Below are 25,908 nucleotides of genomic sequence, written 5' to 3' on the forward strand. Positions count from 1 at the left end.
CCGCATCAGAACCGACCCGCAGAAAGCAGGTGCCCGTGTCCACTGTCGACAGCAGCCCGTGGTGGCGATCAGCGGTGATCTACCAGGTCTACCCACGCAGCTTCGCCGACGGCAACGGCGACGGGATCGGTGACCTCGCCGGCATCCGCTCCCGCCTGGACCACCTCGCCGCGCTCGGTGTGGACGCGATCTGGTTCAGCCCCTGGTACCCGTCCCCGATGGCCGACGCCGGCTACGACGTGTCCGACTATCGTGACATCGACCCGGTCTTCGGCACCCTCGGCGAGGTCGAGGCGCTGATCGACGAGGCACACGCGCTCGGCATCCGGACCATCGTCGACGTGGTGCCCAACCACTGCTCGGACGCGCACCCGTGGTTCCGGGCGGCGCTGGCCGGCGGGCCGGACGCCCCCGAGCGGGAGCTGTTCTGGTTCCGCGCCGGACGCGGTCCCGGCGGCGACCTCCCGCCCACCGACTGGACCGGCGAGTTCGGCGGCCCCACCTGGACCCGCACCACCGACCCGGACGGCACCCCCGGCGACTGGTACCTGCACCTGTTCGCCCCGCAGCAGCCCGACTTCAACTGGGACCACCCCCGGGTACGCGCCGAGTTCTCCGACATCCTGCGGTTCTGGTTCGACCGGGGCGTGGACGGCATCCGGATCGACTCGGCCGGCCTGCTGGTCAAGGACGGCACGCTGCCCGAGGTCCACCCGGACCGGCCGCACCCGTTCCGCGACCAGGACGGCGTGCACGACGTCTACCGCGCCTGGCGGCGCATCGCCGACGAGTACCCGGGCGACCGGGCGCTGGTCGGCGAGGTGTGGCTGCCGGACCGGCAGCGCTTCGCCAACTACCTGCGCCCGGACGAGCTGCACACCGCGTTCAACTTCGACTTCCTCGGCTGCGCCTGGGACGCCACCGCGCTGCGCGAGAGCATCGACGGCACGCTGGGCGCGCACGCCCCGGTCGGCGCCCCGGCCACCTGGGTGCTGTCCAACCACGACGTCACCCGGCACGTCACCCGCTACGGCCGGGCCGACACCCGGTTCAGCTTCGCCGCCAAGCGCGAGGGCATCCCCACCGACCTGGAGCTGGGCACCCGCCGGGCCCGGGCCGCCGCGCTGCTGTCCCTGGCGCTGCCCGGCGCCGCCTACGTCTACCAGGGCGAGGAGCTGGGGCTCTGGGAGGTCGAGGACATCCCGTACGAGCTGCGGCAGGACCCGATGTGGGAGCGCTCGGGGCGGGTCGACCCCGGCCGCGACGGCTGCCGGGTGCCACTGCCCTGGCAGGGCGACGCCCCGCCGTTCGGGTTCAGCCCCGACGGCGCGGCCGTCGCGCCCTGGCTGCCGCAACCGGCCGACTGGAAGGACCGCACGGTCCGCGCCCAGACCGGCGACCCGCACTCGATGCTGGAGCTGTACCGGACCGCGCTGGCGCTGCGCCGGGCCGAGCCCGCGCTGGGTGACGGCCCGCTGAGCTGGCTGCCCGCTCCCGACCGGGTGCTGGCCTTCGGCCGCGATCCCGGGTTCGCCTGCCTGGTCAACCTCGGTGACCGGGCCGTGCCGCTGCCCGCGCACGAGAAGCTGCTGCTGGCCAGCGGCCCGCTCGACGACGACCGGCTGCCACCGGACACCGCGGTCTGGCTGCGTACCCGGACGACCTGACCCGCGGCGCCGGCGGCACCGTCCCGCCGCCGGCGCCGCGGCATCCGGCGACCCGTCCGGCCGCCGCAGAAGCACCTGGGGAGGACAGGAAGGAGACAGGAGCACCGCCGCACGGGGGACCTGGCCACCGACGAAAGGGAGCACACCCCGCATGGCCGAGCACCGCACCCCGCACCGCCACCGCACCACCGGGCTCGCGGCCCTGGCCGCCGCCACGCTCGCCGCCTCGACACTGACCGTCGTGGCGCTCACCTCCACCGCGACGCCGGCCCACGCCGCCGGACTGTCCCCGTTCGACATCGCCGGCCGCGGCGCCACCGTGCCGTTCCGGGAGCAGGAGGCGGAACAGGCCACGCACACCGGCTCGAAGATCGGCCCCGACCGGCGCTACGGCACGCTGCCCTCCGAGGCGTCCGGCCGGGAGGCGGTCACCCTCGACGCCGTCGGCGAGTACGTCGAGTTCACGCTCACCGCCCCGGCGAACGCGGTCACCTTCCGCTACAGCCTGCCGGACAGCGCCGCCGGCACCGGCCGGGACGCCAGCATCGACCTGCGGGCCAACGGCACCCTGGTCAAGGCCGTCCCGGTCACCTCCCGGTACGGCTGGTACTACGGCGGTTACCCGTTCAACAACAACCCGGGCGACACCAACCCGCACCACTTCTACGACGAGACCCGGGCCATGTTCGGCACCACCTGGCCGGCCGGCACGAAGATCCGCCTGCAGGTCTCCTCGACCGCGCAGTCGCCCACCTTCACCATCGACCTGGCCGACTTCGAGCTGGTCGGGGCGCCGATCAGCAAGCCGTCCGGCGCGCTGGACGTGGTCACCGACTTCGGCGCGGACCCGACCGGCGCCACCGACTCGACCGCGAAGTTCCAGGCCGCGGTGGACGCCGGCAAGGCGCAGGGCAAAGCGGTGTGGATCCCCTCCGGCACGTTCACGCTCTGGGACCACGTTTTGGTCGACGGCGTGACGCTGCGCGGCGCCGGGCCGTGGTACTCGGTGCTCGGCGGCCGGCACCCCACCGACCGCAAGCGGGCCGCCGGCATCTACGGCAAGTACGTGCCCGGCGGCGGCTACTCCGGTGAGATCCGCTCGCACGAGGCCGGTGGGCCGAGCCGCAACGTCACGCTGCGGGACTTCGCCATCATCGGCGACATCCGGGAACGCGTCGACGAGGACCAGGTCAACGCGCTCGGCGGCGCGATGACCGACTCGGTGGTGGACAACCTCTGGTTGCAGCACACCAAGGTCGGCGCGTGGATGGACGGGCCGATGGACAACTTCACCATCCGTAACAGCCGGATCCTCGACCAGACCGCCGACGGGGTGAACTTCCACTGGGGCGTCACCAACTCCACCGTCACCAACACGTTCGTCCGCAACACCGGCGACGACGCGCTGGCCATGTGGGCGCAGAGCGTGCCGAACGTCGGCAACTCCTTCACCCACAACACCATCGGCGTGACCATCCTGGCGAACCACCTGGTCACGTACGGTGGGCGCAACATCACCATCGCCGACAACGTGACCGCCGACTCGGTGACCAACGGCGGCGGCATCCACGTGGCGAACCGCTATCCCGGGGTGAACGGGTCGACGGCCGTCGCGGGGACCATCACGGTGGCCCGCAACACGCTGATCCGCAACGGCAACTCCGACTACAACTGGCAGTTCGGGGTGGGCGCGATCTGGTTCTCCGCGCTCAACGAGCCGATCCAGGGCGCCAGCATCAACGTCACCGACACCGACATCCTGGACAGCTCCTACGCGGCGCTGCACTGGATCGAGGGGCAGACCAGCGGCATCTCGTTCACCAACGTCCGGATCGACGGCGCGGGCACGTACGCGCTCCAGGTCCAGGCACCCAGCCAGGTCAGCTTCACGAACGTGCGGGCCACCAACATCGCCCAGTCCAACCCGATGCACAACTGCGTCGGCAGCGGCTTCCAGATCACCCAGGGCGCCGGCAACTCCGGCTGGTACACGTCCACCCCGTACTGCGGGCCGTGGCCGCAGCCGCAGTGGGGCAACGGACCGTCCAGCCCGCCGCCCACCAGCGTGCCCCCGACCACCGCGCCCCCGACCACGACGCCGCCGACCAGCACGCCCCCGACCACCCCGCCGCCGACCGGCGGGAACCTGGCCCTGGGCCGGCCGGCGACCGCGACAAGCGTCAACCAGGTCTACGCGGCCGGCAACGCGGTCGACGGCAACGCGGCCAGCTACTGGGAGAGCGCCAACAACGCCTTCCCGCAGTCGCTGACGGTCGACCTGGGCGCGTCGCGCACGGTCGACCGGGTGGTGCTCAAGCTGCCGGCCGGCTGGGAGCGCCGCACCGAGACGCTCTCCGTGCTCGGCTCCACCGACGGCTCCTCGTTCGCCACGCTCGCCGCGTCGGCGGGTCGGGTGTTCGACCCGGCGGCCGGCAACAGCGTGTCGATCGCGCTGCCGTCCGGCGCCCGCCGGTACGTCCGGGTCACCGTGACCGCTAACACCGGCTGGCCGGCGGCCCAGCTCTCCGAGCTGGAGGTGTACGGCGACGGCACGACGACCACCCCGCCGCCCACCACCACCCCGCCGCCCACCACCGCGCCGCCGACCGGCAACCTCGCCGCCGGGCGGCCGGTCGCCGAGACCAGCCACGCCGACGTCTACGGCGCCGGCAACACGGTCGACGGCAACGCCACCACCTACTGGGAGAGCGCCAACAACGCCTTCCCCCAGTCGGTCACCGTCGACCTGGGCAGCGCCCGCCCGGTGTCCCGGGTGGTGCTCAAGCTGCCGCCGTCGACGGCCTGGCAGACCCGAACCCAGACGGTGGCCGTGCTCGGCTCCACCGACGGCTCGTCGTTCGCCACCCTCAAGGCGGCGGCCGGCTACACGTTCGACCCGGCAAGCGGCAACAGCGTGTCGATCGCGTTGCCCGCCGGCGACCGCCGCTACGTGCGGCTGACCTTCACCGGCAACACCGGCTGGCCCGCCGGCCAGCTGTCCGAGTTCGAGGTCTACGCCTCCTGACCGGCGCGGCGGGGACCCGGCCCGGGTCCCCGCCGCACCACACCCCCACCCCCGTCAACGCCTCTCCACCTCCCCCGGAAGAAGGTGTCCGTCCACCATGTCCAGACTCCGTACCAGAGTGGTCGCGGTGCTCGCCGCGGTCGGCCTGGCCGTCACCGCGGCGCCGGCCCCGCCGGCCCTCGCCGCCGGCGGCCCGAACCTCGCCGCCGGCCGGACCGCCACCGCCAGCAGCGTCAACGGCCCCTACGTCGCGGCCAACCTGACCGACGGCAACCAGGGCAGCTACTGGGAGAGCAGCGGCACGCTGCCCCAGTGGGCCCAGGTCGACCTCGGCACCAGCCGTGCCGTCGACCAGGTGGTGCTCGAGCTGCCGGCCGCCTGGGAGGCGCGCAACCAGACGCTGTCCGTGCAGGCCAGCGCCGACGGCAGTGGCTTCACCACGGTCGTCGCGTCCGCCGCCCGGTCGTTCAGCCCGGCCGCCGGCAACACGGTGACGCTCGGCTTCACCGCCACCAACGCCCGCTACCTGCGGGTCGTGATCACCGCGAACACCGGCTGGGCCGCCGCCCAACTCGCCGAGCTGGAGGTCTACGGCACGGCCTCCTCGTCGACCAACCTGGCGCTCGGTAAGACCATGACCGAGAGCGGCCACTCCGACGTCTACGCCGCCGGCAACGCCAACGACGGCAACGCGGCCACCTACTGGGAGAGCCCGAACAACGCGTTCCCGCAGTGGATCCAGGCCGACCTGGGCGCCGCGACCAGCGTCAACCGGCTGGTGCTGCGGCTGCCCACCGGCTGGGGCGCGCGCAACCAGACGCTGACCGTGCAGGGCAGCACCAACGGCTCCTCCTTCGGCACCCTGGTCGGGTCCGCGTCGTACGCGTTCGACCCGGCCGGCGGCAACACGGTGACCGTCACCGTGCCCACCGCGTCCACCCGCTACCTGCGGCTGCTGTTCACCGCGAACAGCGCCTGGCCCGCCGGGCAGCTCTCCGAGCTGGAGATCTACGGCACGGCGACCGGCGACACCCAGGCGCCCAGCGCGCCGGGCAACCTGGCGTTCACCGAGCCGGCCACTGACCAGGTCCGGCTGACCTGGACCGCGTCGACCGACAACGTCGGCGTCACCGGCTACGACGTCTACGCCAACGGCGTGCTGCGCACCAGCGTCGGCGGCACCACGCTGACCTGGACCGACACGCAGCCGGCCGGGACCACCGTGTCGTACCACGTCCGGGCCCGGGACGCTGCCGGCAACGTGTCGGCGAACAGCAACACGGTCACCCGCACCGGCAACACCGGCGACACCACCGCGCCCACCGCGCCCGCCAACCTCGCCTACACCCAGCCGGCGAGCGGGCAGATCCGGCTGACCTGGACCGCGTCGACCGACAACGTCGGCGTCACCGGCTACGAGGTGTGGGCAAACGGGTCCCTGCGCACCACCGTGAGCGGCTCGACGCTCACCTACACCGACAGCCAGCCGGACAGCGCCACCGTCTCCTACCACGTGCGGGCCCGCGACGCGGCCGGGAACGTGTCGGCGAACAGCAACACGGTGACCCGCACCGGCAGCACCACCGGCGGCACCAACCTGGCGGTCGGCAAGCCGGCCACCGCGTCGTCCGTGGTGCACGTGTTCAACGCCGCCAACGCCGTCGACAACGACGTCACCACCTACTGGGAGGGCGCGCCGGGCGCGTACCCGAGCACGCTCACCGTCGCGCTGGGCGCCAACGCGAGCATCAGCGCGGTCGTGGTGAAGCTCAACCCGGACCCGGCCTGGGGCGCGCGCACGCAGACGTTCCAGGTGCTCGGCCGGGAGCAGTCCGCCTCCGGTTTCACCAGCCTGGTCGCCTCTGCGACGTACTCCTTCAACCCGAACACCAGTAACGCGGTGACCGTCCCCGTCTCGGCGACCGCCGCGGACGTCCGGTTGCAGTTCACCGCCAACTCGGGCTCGTCAAACGGCCAGGTCGCGGAGTTCCAGGTGATCGGCGTCCCGGCCCCCAACCCGGACCTCACCGTCACCGGCGTCACCGCCGCGCCGTCCGCGCCGGTGGAGACCGACGCGATCACGCTGTCGGCCACCGTGCGCAACGCCGGCAGCGCGGCGTCCGCCGCGACCGACGTCAACCTCTACCTGGGTACGACGAAGGTCGGCACCGCCACCGTCGGGGTGCTCGCCGCGGGCGCGTCCACCACCGTCTCGGCGAACATCGGCGCGCGCAACGCCGGCAGCTACCAGCTCACCGCGAAGGTCGACGAGTCGAACGCGGTGATCGAGCAGAACGAGGCGAACAACAGCTACACCAACCCGACCGCGTTGACGGTCAGCCCGGTGGCCAGCTCCGACCTGGTCGCCTCCGCGGTGACCTGGTCGCCGGGCACGCCGGCCGCCGGCGCCACGGTCAGCTTCGCGGTGACGCTGCGCAACCAGGGCACGATCGCCTCGGCGAGCGGGTCGCACGGCATCACGCTCACCGTGCTCAACGACTCGGGCGCCGTGGTCCGCACGCTGACCGGCGCGTACTCCGGCACGATCGCCGCCGGGGCCACGGCCGGCCCGGTGTCGCTCGGCACCTGGACCGCCGCCAACGGCCGGTACACGGTCCGGGTGGTGCTCGCCGACGACGCCAACGAGCTTCCGGTGAAGCGGCAGAACAACACCAGCGACCGGGCGCTGTTCGTCGGTCGCGGGGCCAACCTGGGCTACGACATGTACGAGGCCGAGGACGGCTCGGTCGGCGGCGGCGCGCAGGTGGTCGGTCCGAACCGGACGATCGGGGACCTGGCCGGCGAGGCGTCCGGCCGGCGCGCGGTCACCCTCAACACCACCGGCGCGTACGTCGAGTGGACCACCAAGTCGGCCGCGAACGCCCTGGTCACCCGCTTCTCCATCCCGGACGCGCCGGGCGGCGGCGGGATCGACTCGACGCTCAACGTCTACGTCAACGGGGTGCTGCACAAGCCGATCAGCCTCACCTCGAAGCACATCTGGCTCTACGGCGCCGAGGCCGGCCCGAGCGACTCGCCGAGCGCGGGCGCGCCCCGGCACCTGTACGACGAGGCGAACGTGCTGCTCAACTCCACCGTCCCGGCGGGCAGCCGGATCCGGCTCCAGAAGGACCCGGCGAACAGCACCACGTACGCGATCGACTTCGTCAACACCGAGCTGGTGTCGCCCCGGGCCAACCCGGACCCGACGCGCTACCGGGTGCCGACCGGGTTCAGCCACCAGGACGTGCAGAACGCGCTGGACGCCGTTCGGATGGACACCACCGGCACACTGGTCGGCGTCTACCTGCCCGCCGGCACCTACGAGACCGCGCAGAAGTTCCAGGTGTACGGCAAGGCGGTGAAGGTCGTCGGCGCCGGCATGTGGTACACCCGCTTCCAGACCCCGACGAACCAGCAGAACACCGACGCGGGCTTCCGGGTGGAGTCCTCGGCCAGCGGGTCGACCTTCTCCCACCTCGCCTTCTTCGGCAACTACACCAACCGGATCGACGGCCCGGGCAAGGTGTGGGGCGAGCTGAAGGACGTGGACAACCTCACGCTGGACAGCGTCTGGGTCGAGCACACCGTCTGCGCCTACTGGGGGGTGAGCGTGGACGGGCTGACCATCCGGGACAGCCGGTTCCGCAACACCTTCGCCGACGCGGTGAACATGACCAACGGCAGCACCAACGCCCTGGTCACCAACTCGGAGGGCCGATCCAACGGCGACGACGCGTTCGCGTTGTTCTCCGCCACCGACCAGGGCGGTTCCGGCGGCAACCACGGCAACGTGTTCGAGAACCTGACCGCGACGCTGACCTGGCGGGCGGCCGGCATCGCCGTGTACGGCGGCTACGACAACGTGTTCCGCAACCTCTACATCGCCGACCAGCTGACGTACTCGGGCATCACCATCAGCTCGCTGGACTTCGGCTACCCGTTCGTCGGGTTCGGCGCCAGCCCGCCCACCCGGTTCGAGAACATCTCGCTGATCCGTTCGGGCGGGCACTTCTGGGGCGCGCAGACGTTCCCGGCGATGTGGTTGTTCTCCGCGTCCAAGGAGTTCCGCGGCATCCGGGTGAGCGACGTGGACATCGTCGATCCGACGTACTCGGGGATCATGTTCCAGACCAAGTACACCGGCAGCCAGCCGGAGAACCCGATCACCGACACCGTCTTGACGAACGTGTCGATCTCCGGGGCGCGGCGCAGCGGTGACGCGTTCGACGCCAAGTCCGGCTTCGGCATCTGGGTCAACGAGATGCCCGAGGCCGGTCAGGGCCCCGCGGTCGGCGCAGCCACCTTCACCAACCTCCGCCTCACCGACAACGCCCAGGACATCAAGAACACGACGACAACCTTCACCATCACCCGCAACTGACCCCCACCCCGCCCGCCCCGCACCCGCGATCTTGCACTTTCGGCCCGCGTAATGCCGGATTGCTCCTGCTATGCGAGGCACCAAACCGCAAGATCGCGGGTGTGGGCGGGGCGGGCGTGGGCGGGGGAGGTCGATCTTGGAGTTATGGCACCTGCGATGGTGGGGCGAAGCCGACACCATGTGGCACCACAAGTCCAAGATCGACGGGGGCAAGCCGCCGCTGCGGTCAGTGGGGGAGGGCGGTGGAGAGCCGGCGGATCGCCTCGTCCATCTGTTCGGGTGGGGCGGCAGCGTAAGTGAGGCGCAGGTGCGGGGCCGGCGGTTCGGCGGCGTACCAGGGGCGGCCGGGGAACACGGTGACGCCGGCCGCCGCGGCCGCGGTGGTCACGGCGACGTCGTCGGCGCCGTCGGGCAGCCGTACCCACAGGTGCAGGCCACCGCGGGGGACGGCGCGCGGGGACAGCGACGGCAGGTGCCGGTCCAGCGCGGCGAGCAGCGCCTCCCGGCGGGCCCGCAGCTGCACGCGCAGCATACGGCGGTGCCGGTCCCACGCCGGCGCGGTGAGGAACTCCAGCGCGGCCTGTTGCAGCGGCCCGGCGACGAAGAGGTCGTCGAGCAGGCGGGCGGCGCGCAGCCGGGCGCCGGCCGGTCCGCGCGCGCCCAACGCGGCGATGCGCAGGCCGGGCGCGACGGGCTTGGTCAGTGACCGCAGGTAGACGACGTGCCCGTCCGAGTCGTCCGCGGCCAGTGGTGGCGGGGCCTCGCCGTCGACGGTCAGGTCGCGGGCGTAGTCGTCCTCGATCAGGAACGCCCCGGCCTCCCGGACCGCCTCGGCGACCTGCGCGCGCCGGGCCGGCGCGAGCGTCGCGCCGTGCGGGTTGGCGTACAGCGGCTGGCAGTAGAACAACCGCGCGCCGGTGCGGGCGAACGCGGCGGCGAGCTGGTCGGGGCGTACCCCGTCGGCGTCTGCGGGCACCGGCACCACCCGCAGCCCGGCCGCGCGCGCGGCGGCGAGCGCGCCCAGGTAGGTGGGGGACTCGACAAGCACCGTGTCGCCGGGTGTGGTGAGCGCCCGCAGCGTGGAGGAGAGCGCCGCCTGACCGCCCGGACAGATGACGATGTCCTCGGCGCGCAGGCCGCCGCCCGCCTCGCGGGCGAACCAGGCTCGCAGGTCCAGGCGTCCCTCCACCGGGCCGCGCTGCCACGCGGCCGGCTGTCGGGCCGCGCGGGCGAGCGCCGCACCGAGCGCGGCGGCCGGTTGGAGGTCCGGGTCCAGGTAGCCGCCGGTCAGCGGGATCGCGCCCGAGGGCGGCAGCGCCAGCAGCGCCTGCATCTCCTCCTCGCCGCCCCGCCGCGAGCCGAGCGCGACCGTCTGCCAGGACAGGTCCGCCCGGGGCGGATCGGTGCGCCGGATCGCCACGTACGCGCCCCGGCCCGGCCGCGTCTCGACCAGGCCGTCCGCGACGAGCCGCCGGGTCGCCTCGGCGACGGTGACGGGGGAGACGTGATGGTGCGCGGTCAGCTCCCGTACCGACGGCAGCCGCGTGCCGGGGGTGGCATCCGCCGCCAGCGCACCCAGGTGCCGGACCACGCGGTCGATAGCGCTACCATCGCTCATGACAGCACAGAGTAGCGCTACTCCGCCAGTTGCGGTAACGGTGAGACCGAGCGCCGGGATCGCCCTCGGCGCGCTGGGTGTGCTGGCCTTCAGCATGTCGCTGCCGGCCACCCGCGTCGCGGTGCACACGCTCGACCCCTGGTTCGTCGCGTTCGGACGGGCGGTGGGTGCGGCGCTGCTCGCGGGGGCCTACCTGCGGTTGACCGGTGCCCCGCGCCCCACCCCGGACCAGTGGCGGCGGCTGTCTGTGGTGGCGCTCGGCGTCGTGGTCGGCTTCCCGCTGTTCACCTCGCTCGCGCTCACCACCCAGACGTCCGCGCACGGCGCGGTCGTCGTCACCGTGCTGCCCGCCATGACCGCGGTGTTCGCGGTGTTGCGGGCCGGAGAGCGGCCGCCGCCGCTGTTCTGGATCGCCGGTGCCGCCGGGCTCGCCATGGTGCTCGCGTTCCTCGCCGTCAGTGGGTCGATCCGCGGGGCGTTGTCGCTCGCCGATCTGTTCCTGCTCGCCGCCGTGGTGCTCTGCGGCCTCGGGTACGCCGAGGGCGGCCGGCTGGCCCGCGAACTCGGCGGCGCCCGGACGATCTGCTGGGCGTTGCTGCTGTCGCTTCCGGTCACCGTGCCGGTCACGGCGGTTGTCACGCTGGTCCATCGCCCCCAGGGTGGCGTCGCCGCCTGGACCGGGTTCGGCTACCTCACCGTGGTGTCGATGTTCCTCGGTTTCTTCGCCTGGTACGCCGGACTGGCCCTGGGCGGCATCGCCAAGGTCGGCCAGATCCAGCTCGTACAGCCGGTGCTCACGCTGATCTGGTCGGCCCTGCTGCTCGGCGAGGCGGTCACCCCGGCCACCGTCGCGGTGGCGGTGGCGGTGTTGGCCTGCGTCGTGCTCATCCAGCGCACCCGCGTCGGCGGGCCGAGGGCGGCGCGGTGACGTGGCCCGAGCGACAGCCGGCGCACCGGGGAGACCGGTACTGCGGTTCGACCGTTCGGTCTCGGGTGGTGGATCGGCCTGTGCCGGATCTCGGATGCCGGCTCGAGCCGTTCACTCCCGCAGCGCTGCCTCGGTGTTCGCGCTGACCAGACGAGTCAGGCGATGGCTCTCACCCAGCGCCCGACGGCAGTCGGCGAGCGCCTTCCGGAAAAGGGAGGCGCCCCGCTCCAGGTCGCCCGCGGCATGGTGGGCGTGAGCGAGGTTGTTGATCGTGATGAGGGTGTCGGGGTGATCGTCGCCGAGTACCCGGCGGCGGTCGGTGAGTGCCTGTTCGAACAGGGGGATGGCGCGTTCCAGGTCGCCCGCGGCTTCGTAGGCGTGGGCGAGACCGTTCACCGAGGTGAGGGTGCCGGGGTGGTCGTCGCCGAGCACGCGGCGGCGGTCGGTGAGTGCCTGTTCGAACAGGGGAAGAGCCCGTTCCAGGTCGCCCGCGGCGCGGTAGGCGTGGGCGAGGTTGTTCAGTGAGGTGAGGGTGTCGGGGTGGTCGTCGCCGAGCACCCGACGCCGGCCGGCGAGCGTCTCCTCGCAAAGCGGGAGGGCCCGTTCCAGGTCGCCCACGGCGTGGTAGGCGCAGGCGAGACTGTTCACCGAGGTGAGAGTGTCGGGGTGGTCGACGTCGAGTACCCGACGCCGGTCGCTGAGCACCTGGTGGAACAGGGGGAGCGCCCGTTCGAGGTCGCCCGCGGCCTCGTAGGCGTGGGCGAGGTTGTTCATCGAGGTGAGGGTGTCGGGGTGGTCGTCGCCGAGTACGCGGCGACGGCCGGTGACTGCCTGTTCGAACAGGGGGAGCGCCCGTTCCAGGTCGCCCGCGGCATGGTAGGAGCTGGCGACGTTGTTGATCGAGGCGAGGGTGTCGGGGTGGTCACCGAGTACCCGCCGCCGGTCGGTGAGCGCGCGTTCGAACAGGTGGATCGCTCTCTTCAGGTCGCCCGCCGCCTGGTAGGAGCTGGCGAGGTTGTTCACCGAGGAGAGGGTCTTCGGATGGTCGTGGCCCAGTACCCGACGGCGGTCGTCGAGCACCCGGATGAACAGGGGAATCGCCCGTCCGAGGTCGCCTGCCGCGTGGTAGGCCAAGGCGAGGTTGCTCACCGAGTCCAGAGTCTCCGGATGGTCGTCGCCCAGGACCCGGCGGCGGTCGGTGAGCACCTGGGTGAACAGCGGGATCGCGCGTTCCGGGTTGCCCGCGCTGTGGTGGGCGTAGGCGAGGTTGTTGACCGCGGTGAGGGTGTGCGGATGGTCGTCCCCCATGACGTGCCCGAGGTTGCTGATCACCTGTTGACACAGGGGGATGACGCGTTCCGGATTGCCCGCCGTCTGATAGGCGTAGGCCAGGTTGTTGACGCAGGCCAGGGTGTCCGGGTGGTCGTCGCCCAGCACCCGACGACAGTCGGCGAGCGCTCGTTCGAGGTAGGTGGTCGACTGGGTGAGGTCGCCCTGGTCCAGGAGGAACATCGCGGCCAGGTTGAGCAGCAACGCCTCGGTGATGAGCCGCTCGGTGTCCGATGGGAGATCGCGGGAGTGGAGCACAACGGCCGCGTCCAGGTGGGGGAGCAGGGCATGCCAGCGAGGCCATGATGCGGGGTCGTGCCACTCACTCGGCATGACGGCGCGCAGGGTGGTCACGGCGTCGGTACGGGCCGCCGCGATGTCGGCGGGTTTTCGGTGGGCATTGTCCTCGTCGGGGGTACGAGCGACGGCCTGCACCAGGCGATGCACGGTGATCTGTCCCGTGGCCGCTTCGACGGCGATCATGTTGTAGGCGGCCAGTCGCCCGATCGCCCGGTTGATCGCCGCCGTGTTCGTCCCTGCGAGAGCGTTCACCACCATCCGGGGAATCGGCTCCGGCGCGTACCAGGCCATCAGCCGCAACAACCGCCCCGGCAGCGGGTCGTCCGCCAGGGCGTCCAGGGTCACCTGCCACACCCGCGCGATCGTGCGCTGTCCGGCGCGGCCCTCTTCGCCGTCGCGGTAGATGTCGGCCGGATACCGGGCCAACAGTTCCAGGTACCTGGTCGGCGACGTGCCGGTCTGCGCCATGTACGCCCCGGCCTGTTCCACGGCCAGGGGCAGGCATCCCAACTCGGTGCAGACCGCCTCCGCCTCCACCTCGGCCACGTCCACCCCGCCACGGGCGGCGACACGCGCCAACAACGTGACCGCCTCGGGAAGGTCGAGCACGTCCAGCCGCACCGTCGTCACGAACTCCGGCCATCCCGTCGCTCGACGACTGGTCACCAGGATCCGTCCCTGCGGTAACCGCGCCACCAGGTCCGCCATGTCGGCCGGGTCGTTCACGTTGTCGAGCACCAGCAGCCAGCCCTCGTGTGAGGCCAGCCACCGCACCGCCCACTCCCGTAACGCCGTTGCCGGCAACATCGCTGCCAGCCCGGGCTGCAGCCCGCCGGCCAACGCCACCAACCCCGCGTCCAGGCCGGCCGGGTTGTCCGCCGTGATCCACCAGATCGGGGCGAACACGCCGGCGCGCAGACCCGCCCACCGCGCCGCCAATGTGCTCTTACCGACTCCACCGAGCCCGTGCACCGCCTGCACGACGACCACACCTGGTGACGCGGCGGTCGCGTCGAGCCGCCTCAGTTCCTCCTCGCGACCGAGGAACAACTCGTGCCGCCCCGGCAGGTTCGTCAGGCAGGCCGGCGCGGGGACGGACTCCGGCGTCGACAACGCCTCGGGTGGCAGCACCGTCGCGTGGCCGATCCGGGTCTGCGCATTGATCGCGTAGTCACCGGTCGACGCGATCCCCTGTACGTCGGTCGCCGAGATCCTCCTCGATCCCGCCGGGTCCGGTAGCGCGCCCTCCGGTACCGACCTGTCACTACGCCGACGACGTCTGAGGGAGGGCCATCTCACCGGCGTTGGACGTTCCGTGCGTTGTCCCCGGTCGAGGCGATCCCGCTGATCCCATGAGCAGTCACCGACCGGTCTTCGGACCTCCTGGCGGAACTCGCCGGGAGGGAAGCCGTAGGCGACGGAGCCAGGACCACGGCGGCCACGGCTACCACCAGGCCGGCGACCGCGGCCAGCCAGCTGGCGACCTCCACTCCGCGCAGGCCGAACACCACGGCAACCGTTGCCAGGGCAGTGGCAACCGCCGAACCCACTCCGATGATCGCCCACCGTCGTCTCCGCACCACCACATTGTGGAGCGGGCCCACCCGCGTTCACCAGTCAGGATCGCCGGTGTCGAGAACGTGACCGAGATCGTCCGACAGATGAGCGTGATCGCGCGGTCGATCGTCGCGGTGACCGACCGACTCATGTCCGCGGAGCAGTGCAAAAAACCTGCAAACGCCAGCCCTTGTCCTGAGCGAAAGCGCTTTCTTACGATTGCGTCACATCGATGTTTCGTTCGCGGGCCGGGCGCCGCGAATGGACGAACGCCGCTGACGGCGCGCCTGATCGCGTCGCGGCAATCCATCCTTTCCTGTTCGGTGACCGCCGGTCGATCCGGCATGCGCGAAAACGAATCGAGGCGTCAATGAGACGACCAGTCGCACTGAGACTTCAGGCCATCCTCGCCACGGCGGTGGTGGGCGGCGCGGTGGCGGTGACGATGCCGTCCCCGCAGGCGTCGGCGGCGGCCGTGACCGCCACCGGCTTCGCGAGCCAGAACGGCGGCACCACCGGCGGCGCGGGCGGGCAGACGGTACGCGCCACCACGGGCACCGCCATCCACGCCGCGCTCTGCGGCCGGGCCAGCAGCAGCACGCCGATCGTCATCGAGGTGACCGGCACCATCAACCACGGCAACACCAGCAAGGTCTCCGGATCGAGCTGCAACACCGCGGACGGCGTGATCGAGCTGAAGCAGATCAGCAACGTCACCATCATCGGGGTGGGCAGCGGCGCCGTCTTCGACCAGCTCGGCATCCACATCCGCGACTCCCGCAACATCGTCATCCGGAACGTGACGGTGCGGAACGTCAAGAAGTCCGGCTCGCCCACCTCCAACGGCGGCGACGCGATCGGCATGGAGAGCAGCGTCCGCAACGTCTGGGTCGACCACGTCACGCTGGAGGCGTCCGGCGGCGAGTCGGAGGGCTTCGACGGCCTGTTCGACATGAAGGACGACACCCAGTACGTGACGCTGTCGTACAGCATCCTGCGCAACTCCGGCCGCGGCGGCCTGATCGGCTCCAGCGAGAGCGACCGCGGCAACAGCTACATCACGTTCGAGCACAACCTCTACGAGAACATCGACTCCCGTACGCCGCTGCTGCGCGGCGGCATCGCCCACATGTTCAACAACCACTACACCGGTCTGCGCGAGTCGGGCATCAACTCCCGGGCCGGCGCGCGGGCCAAGGTGGACAACAACTACTTCCGCAACTCCAAGGACGTGCTCGGCACCTTCTACACCAGCGAGCGCGGCACCTGGCAGGTCAGCGGCAACATCTTCGACAACGTGACCTGGTCCGCCCCGGGCAGCGACAACTACCCGGCGGGGCCGAACGTGACGTCGACGACCACGGTGAGCATCCCCTACTCGTACCGGCTCGACGCGGCGAGCTGCGTGCCGGACATCGTGCGGCAGACGGCGGGCGCCAACACCGGCCTGCGTGTGTCCGACGGCAACTGCACGCCGCAGTCCCCGGCGCCCACCACGCCGGGGCCGACCACGCCCGCACCCACCACGCCCGCACCCACCACGCCGCCGCCCGGCACGACCACCCCGCCGCCGTCCGGCGGGACCAACCTGAGCCTCGTCTCCGGCGCCGGCGCGGACGGGTCCAGCAAGGCCGACGGCACCAGCTACGGCAACGTGCGCGACGGCAACCTGAGCACGTACTGGTCGCCGTCCGGGTCCACCGGCACCGTCTCGATCAAGTGGGGCTCGGCCACCACGGTGTCCCGCGTAGTCATCCGCGAACCGTCCGGCACCTCGGGTTCGATCGGATCCTGGCAGCTGGTCAACAACGACACCGGGGCGGTGCTCGCCTCCGGCAGCGGGGCCGGCCAGATCACCTTCGGCGCGACCTCGCTCAAGAAGATCAACTTCAAGATCAACAGCTCCAACAGTACGCCGAGAGTGGGCGAGTTCGAGACGTACGCCGGTTAGCCGGCGCGACGACGCGGGGGCGGCCGATCCGGCCGCCCCCGCCCTCGTGCGTGCCGCTGTCAGAGGGTGAGCACGACGGTGGAGATGCTCCGCGCGCCGACGTTCACCGTCACCTGGTTGCCGTTCACGCCGACCGGCTGGCTCGCCGCGCTGGCGGTCTGCGAGGTGGCCACGTACTCGGCCCGGGTCACGTTCTGCGGCGCCTGGACGATCGCGTTGTTCACCGGGCTCGTGGACCGGTTGAGGATCACCAGCGTGACCTTCCCGTCGCCTGAGTAGGCGGTCACCTCCAGCGGCGAGGCCTTCGAGCTCTTGGTCAGCCCCACCCGCTGGTAGCCGGGACGCACGTACTTCGCGTACTGCGCGAACGCGTACCCCCGCTTGAGCGGCGCGCCCGCCACGGTGCCGTACGCGGACTCGCCGTCACCGATGAACGAGTAGTAGCGCTTGCCGTACCACCAGACGTACGCGCTCCAGTTGGACTCCATCGACCTGTGCACGGTGCGCATGATGTCGTCCAGCGTCTCGTTCCAGACCGTGGCGTTGGCCGGGTTGCCCCAGATGTTCGAGCCGCCGCCGTCGGCGTCGTGCAGGTTCCACTCGGTCATCCAGACCGGCTTCTGGTACTGCTGCGCCAGCGGGTAGGGCTTCAGCCGGCCGGCGGCCTCGGTTCCGTAGAGGTGCCCGCCGATGTAGCCGATGTTGGTGCGGGCCGCCGCGTCGTTGAGCGTCGGGTCGGTGTAGCCGTAGTTGAGGTTCACCGCCTCGGCGACCATCAGCTTGGTGTTCTGCACCTTGGCGCCCTGCTCCCGCACGAACGTCTGGAGTTCGGTGCCACTCCAGTCCATCGAGTCGTAGTCCGGGTGCCAGTCGGGCTCGTTCTGCACGGACGTGACGTCGATCGTCACGCCCTGGTTGCGCATGTACTGCACGTAGCTGTTGAGGTGGTTGGCGTAGTCGTCGTAGTACTCGGGTCTCAGCTTGCCGCCGTTGATCCGGCTGTTGTTCGTCTTCCAGGCCGCCGGCGCCGTCCACGGTGACGCCATGATCTTCACGTTCGACCCGTAGGACTTGGCCGTCTTCAGCGCGCTCACCTGCGTCGCCCACTCGCTGGACACCGGTGAGAGCCCGGTGCGCACGATGGACAGACCGAGCTGGTTGGGGCCGAGCCCGACCAACGTCTGCGTCTCGGCCGTGGACCAGGCGCCGCCCCAGATCGACACCGCCGCCCCGAACCCGTCGACCCTCTGGTACGTCGTGCCGGTGTTCACCGTGATGTCCGCCGGTCCGCCCGGCGGCGGCGTGGACGGCGACGACGTCGGCGTCGGCGACGGCGGGGGTGAGCTGGTCGGTGAGCTGGTCGGGGTGGTGGTGCCGGTGCAGGTGACGCCGTTGAGGGTGAAGGTGGTGGGGGTGGGGTTGCTGCTGGTCCAGGCGCCGTTGAAGCCGAACGAGGTGGTGCCGTTGGTGGGGATGGTGCCGTTGTAGGCGACGTTGCGGGCGGTGACGGCGGCGCCGTTCTGGGTGACGGTGGCGTTCCAGGCCTGGGTGACGGTCTGGCCGGCGCCGTAGGACCAGGTGAGCGTCCAGCTCGACACGGGGTCGCCGAGGTTGGTGACGGTGACGTTGGCGCCGAAGCCGCCCTGCCACTGCGAGGACACGGCGTAGGTCACGGAACAGCCGGCGGCTGCCGCGCCGGCCGGCACCGCCACCGCCGCGGCGGCCGACGCCAGCAGGACGGTCCCGGCCGTGACCACTGCGGTACGGGATGCGCTGAGTCTTCTCATCGGATTCGTCCTCGGTGGTCAGCGCTGGAGGGTGAGCAGGCCGGGACGGTAGGGCAGGAGGCCGTAGTCGCCGCCGGAGTTGGTGGCGCGGCCCTGGTAGAGCAGTTGCAGGTTGCAGGGGTCGACGGTGAAGGTCTGGTCGGCGCTGGTGCGGATCAGCTCGCCGTGGCTGATGTCGTTGGTCCAGGTGGCGCCGCTGTTGGCCTTGCCGGCGAACGGGTTGCTCTCGGTCGCTGCCTGTGGGGTCCACGAGCCGTTGAGGCTGGTGGCGGTGAAGGAGCGGAAGTAGCGGCCCTGCGCCCCGATCGCCTCGACGATCATGAGGTAGCGGGTCTGGCCCTGCAGTTTGTAGACCTGGACGGCTTCGAACAGGTTGTTCGTCGAGTCGCTCATGATCGTGGTGTAGGACGAGCCGAAGCTGCCGGGGAAGTTCCCGATCGGCATGCTGGCCCGGTAGATCTTGCCGTTGTCACCGGCGAAGAACAGGTACATGTTCTGGCTGTCGGCGATCAGCGTCTGGTCGATCGGGCCGGTGCCGGAACCGGAGATGCTGCCGGTGAACAGCGGCTGCGCCGCCGACCAGCCGTTGGGGTTGGTCGGGTCGGTCGAGGTCTTGTAGGAGAACGCGGTCGGACCCCACTGGTAGGCCAGGACCCAGATGTTGCGCGGGGCGAAGTAGAACAACGTCGGCGCGACGGTGCCCTGCGACATGCCGTTCTGACTCGCCGAGGCCATCTCCGACCAGTTGGTGAACAACCCGAAGTTCATCGACCCCCACGACGACCCGTAGTCGTGCGTGGTCGCGTAGACCAGATGCCGACCGTTGTACGGAGCGACCGTGAAGTCCTTCAACGACACCCAACCCGACCGCGGGTTCGCCAACGGACCGGTCGAACTCCAGCGGTAACTCGACGGGAGACTGCACGTGCCGGGCGGCGTCGTCGTCGGGGTGGGTGTCGGCGTCGGCGAGGCGGTCGGCGAGGTGGTGGGTGATGTGGTCGGGGTGGTGGTGCCGGTGCAGGTGACGCCGTTGAGGGTGAAGGTGGTGGGGGTGGGGTTGCTGCTGGTCCAGGCGCCGTTGAAGCCGAACGAGGTGGTGCCGTTGGTGGGGATGGTGCCGTTGTAGGCGACGTTGCGGGCGGTGACGGCGGCGCCGTTCTGGGTGACGGTGGCGTTCCAGGCCTGGGTGACGGTCTGGCCGGCGCCGTAGGACCAGGTGAGCGTCCAGCTCGACACGGGGTCGCCGAGGTTGGTGACGGTGACGTTGGCGCCGAAGCCGCCCTGCCACTGCGATGACACGGCGTAGGTCACGGAACAGCCGGCGGCTGCCGCGCCGGCCGGCAGTGCCACGGCGATTCCCGTCGACGCGAGCAGCACGGCGCCGGCTGACGCCACTACGGCATTGACCATTCTGGATCGGGACATGATGGACCCTCCTGTGGTGGTGGCGGCTCCACGCATTGGTTGGGGTGATTGTTTTGTGAGCGTTAACAGCCGCGTTCGCCCATGCTACGGGAGCGCTCCCAGGCGCTCAATGGGCGAACGTCGATGCATGACGCCGATCGATGCGTGGGGTCAGGAGGCGGCGCAGGGGGTGGTGTCGACCGCGCAGCTCTCCGGGCCGTCGTGCGACGGGTCGGGATCGCGGACGTCGAAGCGGATGGTGGTCGAACCGCCGGCCGGCAGCGCGGCGCCGGTGAACGTGACCACGGCGCCGTCCTGCGCCGCCTCGGCGCCGCTGACCGAGCCCACCGTGGCGCCGTCGCCGAGCGTCACGGTCACCGTCCACTCCGGCCGGGACGTCGGCCCGGGATTGGCCAGCACCACCTCGCCCCGGTAGCCGAAGACCCGGTCGTTGACCGTCTCGTACGTCGCGCTCAGCGGGATCACGGCCGGTGGCGTGGGGCTCGGCGTACGGCTGGGGGAGCGCGACGCGGACGGCGACGGTGAGGGACTCCGGCGGCTGGCGCTCGGCGTGGGTCGCGCGCTCGTGGCGCGCGCGGAGGCGGCGGTGGGGGAGGGCATGACCAGCGGCGGCGCCGACACCGCAGGCGCGGCCGGCGCGGGAGGCGTGGGCCGTACCGCCCACAGCACCGCCCCGGCGGCGCCGGCGAGCACCGTCACCACGCCGGCCGCCACCAGCACCCGGCGTCGCCGGGACCGGCCGGGCCGCTCGCCGAGCAGCCGGACCACCGGCAGTTCGGCGGTCAGCCCGCCCTCGGCCCGACGCAGGTCGACCGTCTGGAAGGCGAGCCAGTCGAGGATCGCCGGCAGACGCCCGGTCAGTGCCTGTTCGTGCTGCTCGGCGCGGGCGTCGGCGTCCCAGTCGCCCTCCTCCAGCACCTCGCGCACGGAGAGCCGGGTGCCGTGCGCGGTGGCGGTCAGATCGCAGGCCAGGCGGGTGGCCCGGTCGGTCTCCCGGCAGCGGACCACCAGCCGTTCCGGGGCCCGCAGCTCGACCACCTCCACCTCGGTGTCGGCGTCGTAACCGGGCAGCGCCGCGGTCGCCAGGACCCAGCGATCGGCCTGCGGGGTGCTCTCGACGAACCACTTGGCCAGCAGCGCCCGTTCCGTCAGGGCCCGCCAGATCCGGGCGGGCGGGTGGAACAGGTCGACCTCGGTGGCGATCTCGATCACGCGGAGACTCTAGGGCCTGAGTCAAGAACGTGTCAGGTCACTCCGACCTGCCCTCGTGCCAGCGCGCCCGCCAGGCGGCCTCGCTCTCCTCCGCGCTGATCTTCTCCTGGTGGACCGTGCGCCGCAGCGCGGCCCGGGCGTCGGCGAACACCACCAGTTCGACCGCGACCAGGGCCACGCAGATCACGGTGAGCAGACCCAGCGCCCCCAGTGCCGGCAGGTGCCGGCCGAAGGGCAGCGCGACCGCGAGCGCGGCCAGCGCGCCGACCCGGGTCCAGGACAGGGTGCGCAGCGTGCGCCACTGGAACGCCATGTTCGCGGCGAGGTAGATCATCACTCCGCCGAAGAGCAGCGGCACCGCCGGCCCGTGACCCCGCTCCATGCTGCCGCCCGCCGGGTCGGTGACGGTCCGCACCAGCTCCTCGGCGCCGATCGCGAACAGGATCACCCCGGCGATCATGGGCAGGTAGAGGTAGGCGTACGCGTCGCGGGCCATCGCCACCCGGGGGTGTCCCTGCGCCGCGTGCAACGCGATCCGGGCGGCCGGCCCGATCATGTCGAAGTGCGCCCACCAGAGCGCCGCGACGAACAGGATGCCGAAGATCGCCGCCGGGATGGCCGGCCAGGTCACCGCCTTGCCGAGCAGGTTGCCACCGACGCCGACCGAGATGACCGACTCACCCAGCGCGATGATCAGGATCAGGTCGTACCGCTCGGTCCAGTGCTCGGCCGAGGTGATCTTCCAGCCGTCGGTGCCGGCCAGCAGGCCGCTGCTGTACTGGATGACCACGACCGCGATCCAGAGTCCGTCGCGCAGCCACGGCCCGACGTCCGGATCGACCCGCGGCGGCAGCAGCGCTGCCACCAGCAGCAGGGAGGTCGAGAGCAGCACCTCCGGCGCGAACACCCACACCTTGCGCCGCGCCGGCGGGTCGCCCCGGGTGGCGTACCAGTAGAGCGCCGTGTGCACGATCCGGATCACCACGTAGCTGACCGTCACCAGCATCGGGCCGGCGCTGCCCTGACGCAGGTCGCCGAAGGTCTGCGGCAGCGCCAGCGCGAACGTGAACAACGCGACCATGCCGATCACCATGAGGATCGGCACGAAGCCCTCGCCCAGACGCAGCCGGGCGGCGACCGCGCTGTGCACCACCCAGCACCACCAGAGCACGGCGAGCACCAGCAGCGCGTGCAGCAGTTCCCGCACGGTCACGTTCGCGGCGGTGGCGCGCGTGATGATGAAGAAGGACACGACGAAGACGAGGTCGAAGAAGATCTCGAACTTGTCCACCCGGGTGGCCGGGGCGACGCGGGCCGCGGGCCCGAGCCCCTTGCGCCACCGGTCGCCGCCACCCACCGGCCGAGTGTGTCAGCGCAGGTCAGACGGCGTGCCGGAATCGCCGGGCATTCCCTCGTCCGCCGCCGGGGCCGGCTCTGGGGCGTGGCTCAGCCGGTCGCCGGGGTGGCGTGGGCGAGGACGGTGGACAGCACGGCGCGCAGCGGTTCGTCCGGGTGCTCGATCCACTGTTGGGCGGCGACGCGGAGCGTGGCCAGGAACGTGGCGCCCAGGACCCGGGCCCGCAGCGGCACGTCCGGTCCGGTGAGCCGGCGGGCGATCTCCGCGGACAGTTCCCGCTCGATCGCCGCGTACGCGCCGACCTGGTGGGCGACCAGGCTCGGATGCCCGTGCAGCAGCCGGCGCCGGCTCAGCCACGGCTCGGCCGGATCGTCGTAGCCCTCGTCCGCCTGGGCCAGGGCGGCCTCGGTCAGCGCCCGCCAGGGCGGCAGGTCGGTCGGCTGCCGCGCGACCAGTTCGAGCAGCCGGCGCAGTCGCAGCGTGTCGCCGTGGAAGAGCGCCTCCTCCTTGCCGGAGAAGTAGTTGGAGAACGTACGCCGGGAGACGTTGGCCGCGTCGGCGATGGCCTCGACCGTGACCCGGTCCGGGCCGTGCTCGACGGCCAGGCGCAGGGCCGCCTCGTGCAGCGCCAGGCGGGTGGCCGCCTTCTTGCGCTCGCGCAGCCCGGTGCACTCGTCCATGGGGGCCAGCGTACGTGATCCTTTTCTCAATGGGCAAAGTTGCCTGTTGGGCAAGATTTGTTGATGATTGCTTGAGGCAACGAAGCGGCCCCTTGAATCGACACACCTGGAGGACGCGCGATGAGCGCACCCACCGCGACGGCCGAGGCCGCGCCCATGAGCCGGCGGCAGACGCTGGAGGCACTCAGCGGGCTGCTGCTGGTGCTCTTCGTGGCCATGCTGAGCAGCACCGTGGTCTCCACCGCCCTGCCGAAGATCATCGGAGCGCTCAACGGCTCACAGACCCAGTACACCTGGGTGGTCACCGCCACCCTGCTCACCGCCACCGCGACCACCCCGATCTGGGGCAAGCTCGCCGACCTGTTCAACAAGAAGCTGCTGATCCAGGTCGCCATCGTGGTCTTCCTGGCCGGCTCGGTCGCCGCCGGCTTCGCGCAGAGCGCCGGGCAGCTCATCGCCGCCCGCGCCTTCCAGGGCATCGGCGTCGGCGGCCTGCAGGCGCTGGTCCAGGTCGCCATCGCGGCGATGATCCCGCCCCGCGAGCGGGGCCGCTACAACGGCTACCTCGGTGGCGTGATGGCACTGGCCACGGTCGGCGGGCCGCTGCTCGGCGGCCTCATCGTCGACACCTCCTGGCTCGGCTGGCGCTGGTGCTTCTTCGTCGGCGTGCCGGTCGCGATCATCGCGCTGTTCCTGCTCCAGATCACCCTGAACCTGCCCACCGTGCGCCGCCAGAACGTGAAGATCGACTACCTGGGCGCCGCCCTCATCGCCGCCGGGGTCAGCGTGCTGCTGATCTGGATCTCGTTCGTCGACGACTCGTTCGCGTGGCTGTCCTGGCAGACCGGCGCCATGGTCGGCGGGTCGCTGCTGCTGCTCGCGCTGGCCGTGTGGGTGGAGTCGCGGGCCGCCGAGCCGGTGGTGCCGCTGCACATCGTCCGCGAGCGCACCACCGCCCTCGCCATCCTCGGCAGCCTCGCGGTCGGCATGGCGATGTTCGGCGGCGCGGTCTTCCTCGGTCAGTACTTCCAGATCGGCCGCGGCTACAGCCCGACCGAGGCCGGCCTGCTCACCATCCCGATGATGGCCGGCGTGCTGATCTCCTCGATCGTGGCCGGGCGGATGATCACCACGTCCGGTCGGATCAAGCCGTACATCGTCTTCGGCTCGATCGTGCTGGTCGCCGGCTTCGCGCTGCTCGGCACCGTCGACCACGAGACGTCGCTGGTCCTGGTCGGGGTCGCCATGTTCGTCGTCGGCGTCGGCGTCGGCATGACCATGCAGAACCTGGTGCTCGCGGTGCAGAACACCGTCGCGCTCTCCGACATCGGCGCGGCCAGCGCCAGCGTCGCCTTCTTCCGCTCGCTCGGCGGCACCATCGGCGTGTCGGTGCTCGGCGCGGTGCTGGCCCGGCGGGTCAGCGACCGGATCACCCACGACCTCGCCGCCGCCGGCATCCCCACCACCGGCGGGGGCGGCGGCAGCACGCTCAACCTCGACGCGCTGCCAGAGCCGGTACGGCAGATCGTCCGGGCCGCCTACGGGGACGCGACCGGGCACATCTTCCTCATCTCGGCCGCCATCGCGGTGGTCGGCGTCGTGGCGGCGCTGTTGCTGCGCCCGGTTACCCTTCGCTCCAGCCTCGACCTGCCGGACACCGGCCGCGCCGTGGCGGTGGGCGCGGACGCGGTCGACGGTGCGCCCGCCTTCGACGAGGTGAGCATCGACCCGGGCGGCCGGGAGGAACGCGCCCGTCGCTGAGCCCGTAGCCCAGGGCCGTCGCCGACCCCGGCGGCGGCCCTGGCCCGTGCCGGAGGGCACCGAAGGAGGAGCCGTGCACGTCCCGTCGACCGCGCCCGCGCGGGCCGCCGCCCTGCGTCGGGCGGCCCGCGAGCTGACGCTGGTCGCCGTGCTCTTCCTCGCCTACAAGGCGGGCCGGCAGCTGGTGGCCGGGCACGCCGCCGCCGCGCGGGCCAACGGCGAGCGGATCTGGTGGCTGGAGCGACTGTTGCACCTGCCCGACGAGGCCGTCGTGCAGGCGCCGCTGCTGCTGCACGAGCTGCCGGTCCGGCTGGCCAACTCCTACTACGCCTACGTGCACTTCCCGGCCACCGTGCTCTGCCTGCTCTGGCTCTACCTGCGCCGGCCGGCCCACTACCTGCGGCTGCGGCGGGCCCTCGCGGCGCTGACCGCCGCGGCGCTGGTGCTGCACGTCTGCGTGCCGCTCGCGCCGCCGCGGCTGACCACGCTCACCGGCCTGGTGGACACCGGCCGCCGGTTCGGCCCGACCGTCTACGGGCCGCCCGACACCGACCAGCTCAGCAACCAGTACGCGGCCATGCCGTCGCTGCACGTGGGCTGGTCGCTGGCGGTCGCGCTGGCGCTGGTGGCGGTCACCGCCGGGCGGTGGCGCTGGCTCTGGCTGGCCCACCCGCTGATCACCGCGTTCGTGGTCGTCGGCACCGGCAACCACTACTGGCTGGACGGCGTGGTCGCGGTGGCCCTGCTCGCGCTGATCCTGGCCGTGCTGCCCCGGCCCGCCGCGGCGCCCCCGCCACCGGCCCCGCCCGCCGGCCCGTCGCGCCCGCACGTGGTGCCACCGCCGCGCCGCCCCGGCCGTCGCCGGAACACGAAGGTCCCGGCGACGGCCGACGTGCGGCTGCGGCCACCCGGTCGGATCTGACCGCG

At 71.7% G+C, this 25,908-nt stretch carries 15 protein-coding genes; 8 read left to right on the forward strand and 7 right to left on the reverse strand.

Translation table 11 applies throughout. The features are described from left to right. Positions 1 to 35 precede the first annotated feature (35 nt). The 3 genes from O7600_RS02665 (at position 36) to O7600_RS02675 (ending at position 9,076) form a co-directional block, all read left to right on the forward strand. Entirely contained in the window at positions 36 to 1,667 is a 1,632-nt protein-coding gene (locus O7600_RS02665; protein WP_281592102.1) for a glycoside hydrolase family 13 protein, read from the forward strand. Between the two features lie 151 nt (positions 1,668 to 1,818). Beyond that, complete coding sequence (locus O7600_RS02670; RefSeq protein WP_281592103.1) at positions 1,819 to 4,692, forward strand: discoidin domain-containing protein; 2,874 nt, start codon at positions 1,819 to 1,821, stop codon at positions 4,690 to 4,692. Between the two features lie 97 nt (positions 4,693 to 4,789). After that, entirely contained in the window at positions 4,790 to 9,076 is a 4,287-nt protein-coding gene (locus O7600_RS02675; RefSeq protein WP_281592104.1) for a discoidin domain-containing protein, read from the forward strand. Positions 9,077 to 9,302: 226 nt separating this feature from the next. Here the strand turns inward: O7600_RS02675 and O7600_RS02680 are convergent, their stop codons facing one another. Further along, positions 9,303 to 10,694 carry a PLP-dependent aminotransferase family protein gene (locus O7600_RS02680; protein ID WP_281592105.1) on the reverse strand — a complete coding sequence of 464 codons (1,392 nt, stop codon included), beginning with the start codon at positions 10,692 to 10,694 and terminating at the stop codon, positions 9,303 to 9,305. Positions 10,695 to 10,734: 40 nt separating this feature from the next. On the opposite strand from O7600_RS02680, the gene O7600_RS02685 reads away from it, so the two are divergent. After that, complete coding sequence (locus O7600_RS02685) at positions 10,735 to 11,622, forward strand: DMT family transporter (protein ID WP_281592106.1); 888 nt, start codon at positions 10,735 to 10,737, stop codon at positions 11,620 to 11,622. A 111-nt stretch (positions 11,623 to 11,733) separates the two neighbouring features. Here O7600_RS02685 and fxsT read toward each other — a convergent pair whose 3' ends face one another. Next, positions 11,734 to 14,382 (reverse strand): FxSxx-COOH system tetratricopeptide repeat protein, encoded by a 2,649-nt coding sequence (gene fxsT, locus O7600_RS02690; protein ID WP_281592107.1) that lies wholly within the window; start codon positions 14,380 to 14,382, stop codon positions 11,734 to 11,736. A 509-nt stretch (positions 14,383 to 14,891) separates the two neighbouring features. On the opposite strand from fxsT, the gene O7600_RS02695 reads away from it, so the two are divergent. After that, complete coding sequence (locus O7600_RS02695; RefSeq protein WP_281592108.1) at positions 14,892 to 15,182, forward strand: hypothetical protein; 291 nt, start codon at positions 14,892 to 14,894, stop codon at positions 15,180 to 15,182. After that, a complete protein-coding gene (locus O7600_RS02700) occupies positions 15,179 to 16,759 on the forward strand; it encodes a pectate lyase (RefSeq protein ID WP_281592109.1) in 1,581 nt (526 codons plus the stop codon). The genes O7600_RS02695 and O7600_RS02700 overlap by 4 nt, the downstream gene beginning before the upstream one ends. 59 nt (positions 16,760 to 16,818) lie before the next feature. Here the strand turns inward: O7600_RS02700 and O7600_RS02705 are convergent, their stop codons facing one another. The 5 genes from O7600_RS02705 to O7600_RS02725 form a co-directional block, all read right to left on the reverse strand. Next, entirely contained in the window at positions 16,819 to 18,546 is a 1,728-nt protein-coding gene (locus tag O7600_RS02705; protein WP_281592110.1) for a cellulose binding domain-containing protein, read from the reverse strand. An 18-nt stretch (positions 18,547 to 18,564) separates the two neighbouring features. After that, entirely contained in the window at positions 18,565 to 19,971 is a 1,407-nt protein-coding gene (locus O7600_RS02710; protein ID WP_281592111.1) for a non-reducing end alpha-L-arabinofuranosidase family hydrolase, read from the reverse strand. Between the two features lie 150 nt (positions 19,972 to 20,121). Further along, positions 20,122 to 21,183: an SRPBCC domain-containing protein gene (locus tag O7600_RS02715; protein ID WP_281592112.1), complete on the reverse strand. Its 1,062-nt coding sequence runs from the start codon at positions 21,181 to 21,183 to the stop codon at positions 20,122 to 20,124. 37 nt (positions 21,184 to 21,220) lie between these two features. After that, entirely contained in the window at positions 21,221 to 22,540 is a 1,320-nt protein-coding gene (locus O7600_RS02720; RefSeq protein WP_281592113.1) for a low temperature requirement protein A, read from the reverse strand. 89 nt (positions 22,541 to 22,629) lie between these two features. Continuing rightward, complete coding sequence (locus tag O7600_RS02725) at positions 22,630 to 23,220, reverse strand: TetR family transcriptional regulator (protein ID WP_281592114.1); 591 nt, start codon at positions 23,218 to 23,220, stop codon at positions 22,630 to 22,632. 120 nt (positions 23,221 to 23,340) lie between these two features. On the opposite strand from O7600_RS02725, the gene O7600_RS02730 reads away from it, so the two are divergent. Together O7600_RS02730 and O7600_RS02735 are read left to right on the forward strand one after the other, a co-directional pair. Continuing rightward, positions 23,341 to 24,981 carry an MDR family MFS transporter gene (locus tag O7600_RS02730; RefSeq protein ID WP_281592115.1) on the forward strand — a complete coding sequence of 547 codons (1,641 nt, stop codon included), beginning with the start codon at positions 23,341 to 23,343 and terminating at the stop codon, positions 24,979 to 24,981. 73 nt (positions 24,982 to 25,054) lie between these two features. Then, positions 25,055 to 25,903 carry a phosphatase PAP2 family protein gene (locus O7600_RS02735; RefSeq protein ID WP_281592116.1) on the forward strand — a complete coding sequence of 283 codons (849 nt, stop codon included), beginning with the start codon at positions 25,055 to 25,057 and terminating at the stop codon, positions 25,901 to 25,903. Positions 25,904 to 25,908: the final 5 nt, after the last annotated feature.

The organism is Micromonospora sp. WMMA1998, assembly GCF_027497375.1.
GTDB classification, from domain to species: domain Bacteria; phylum Actinomycetota; class Actinomycetes; order Mycobacteriales; family Micromonosporaceae; genus Micromonospora; species Micromonospora sediminicola.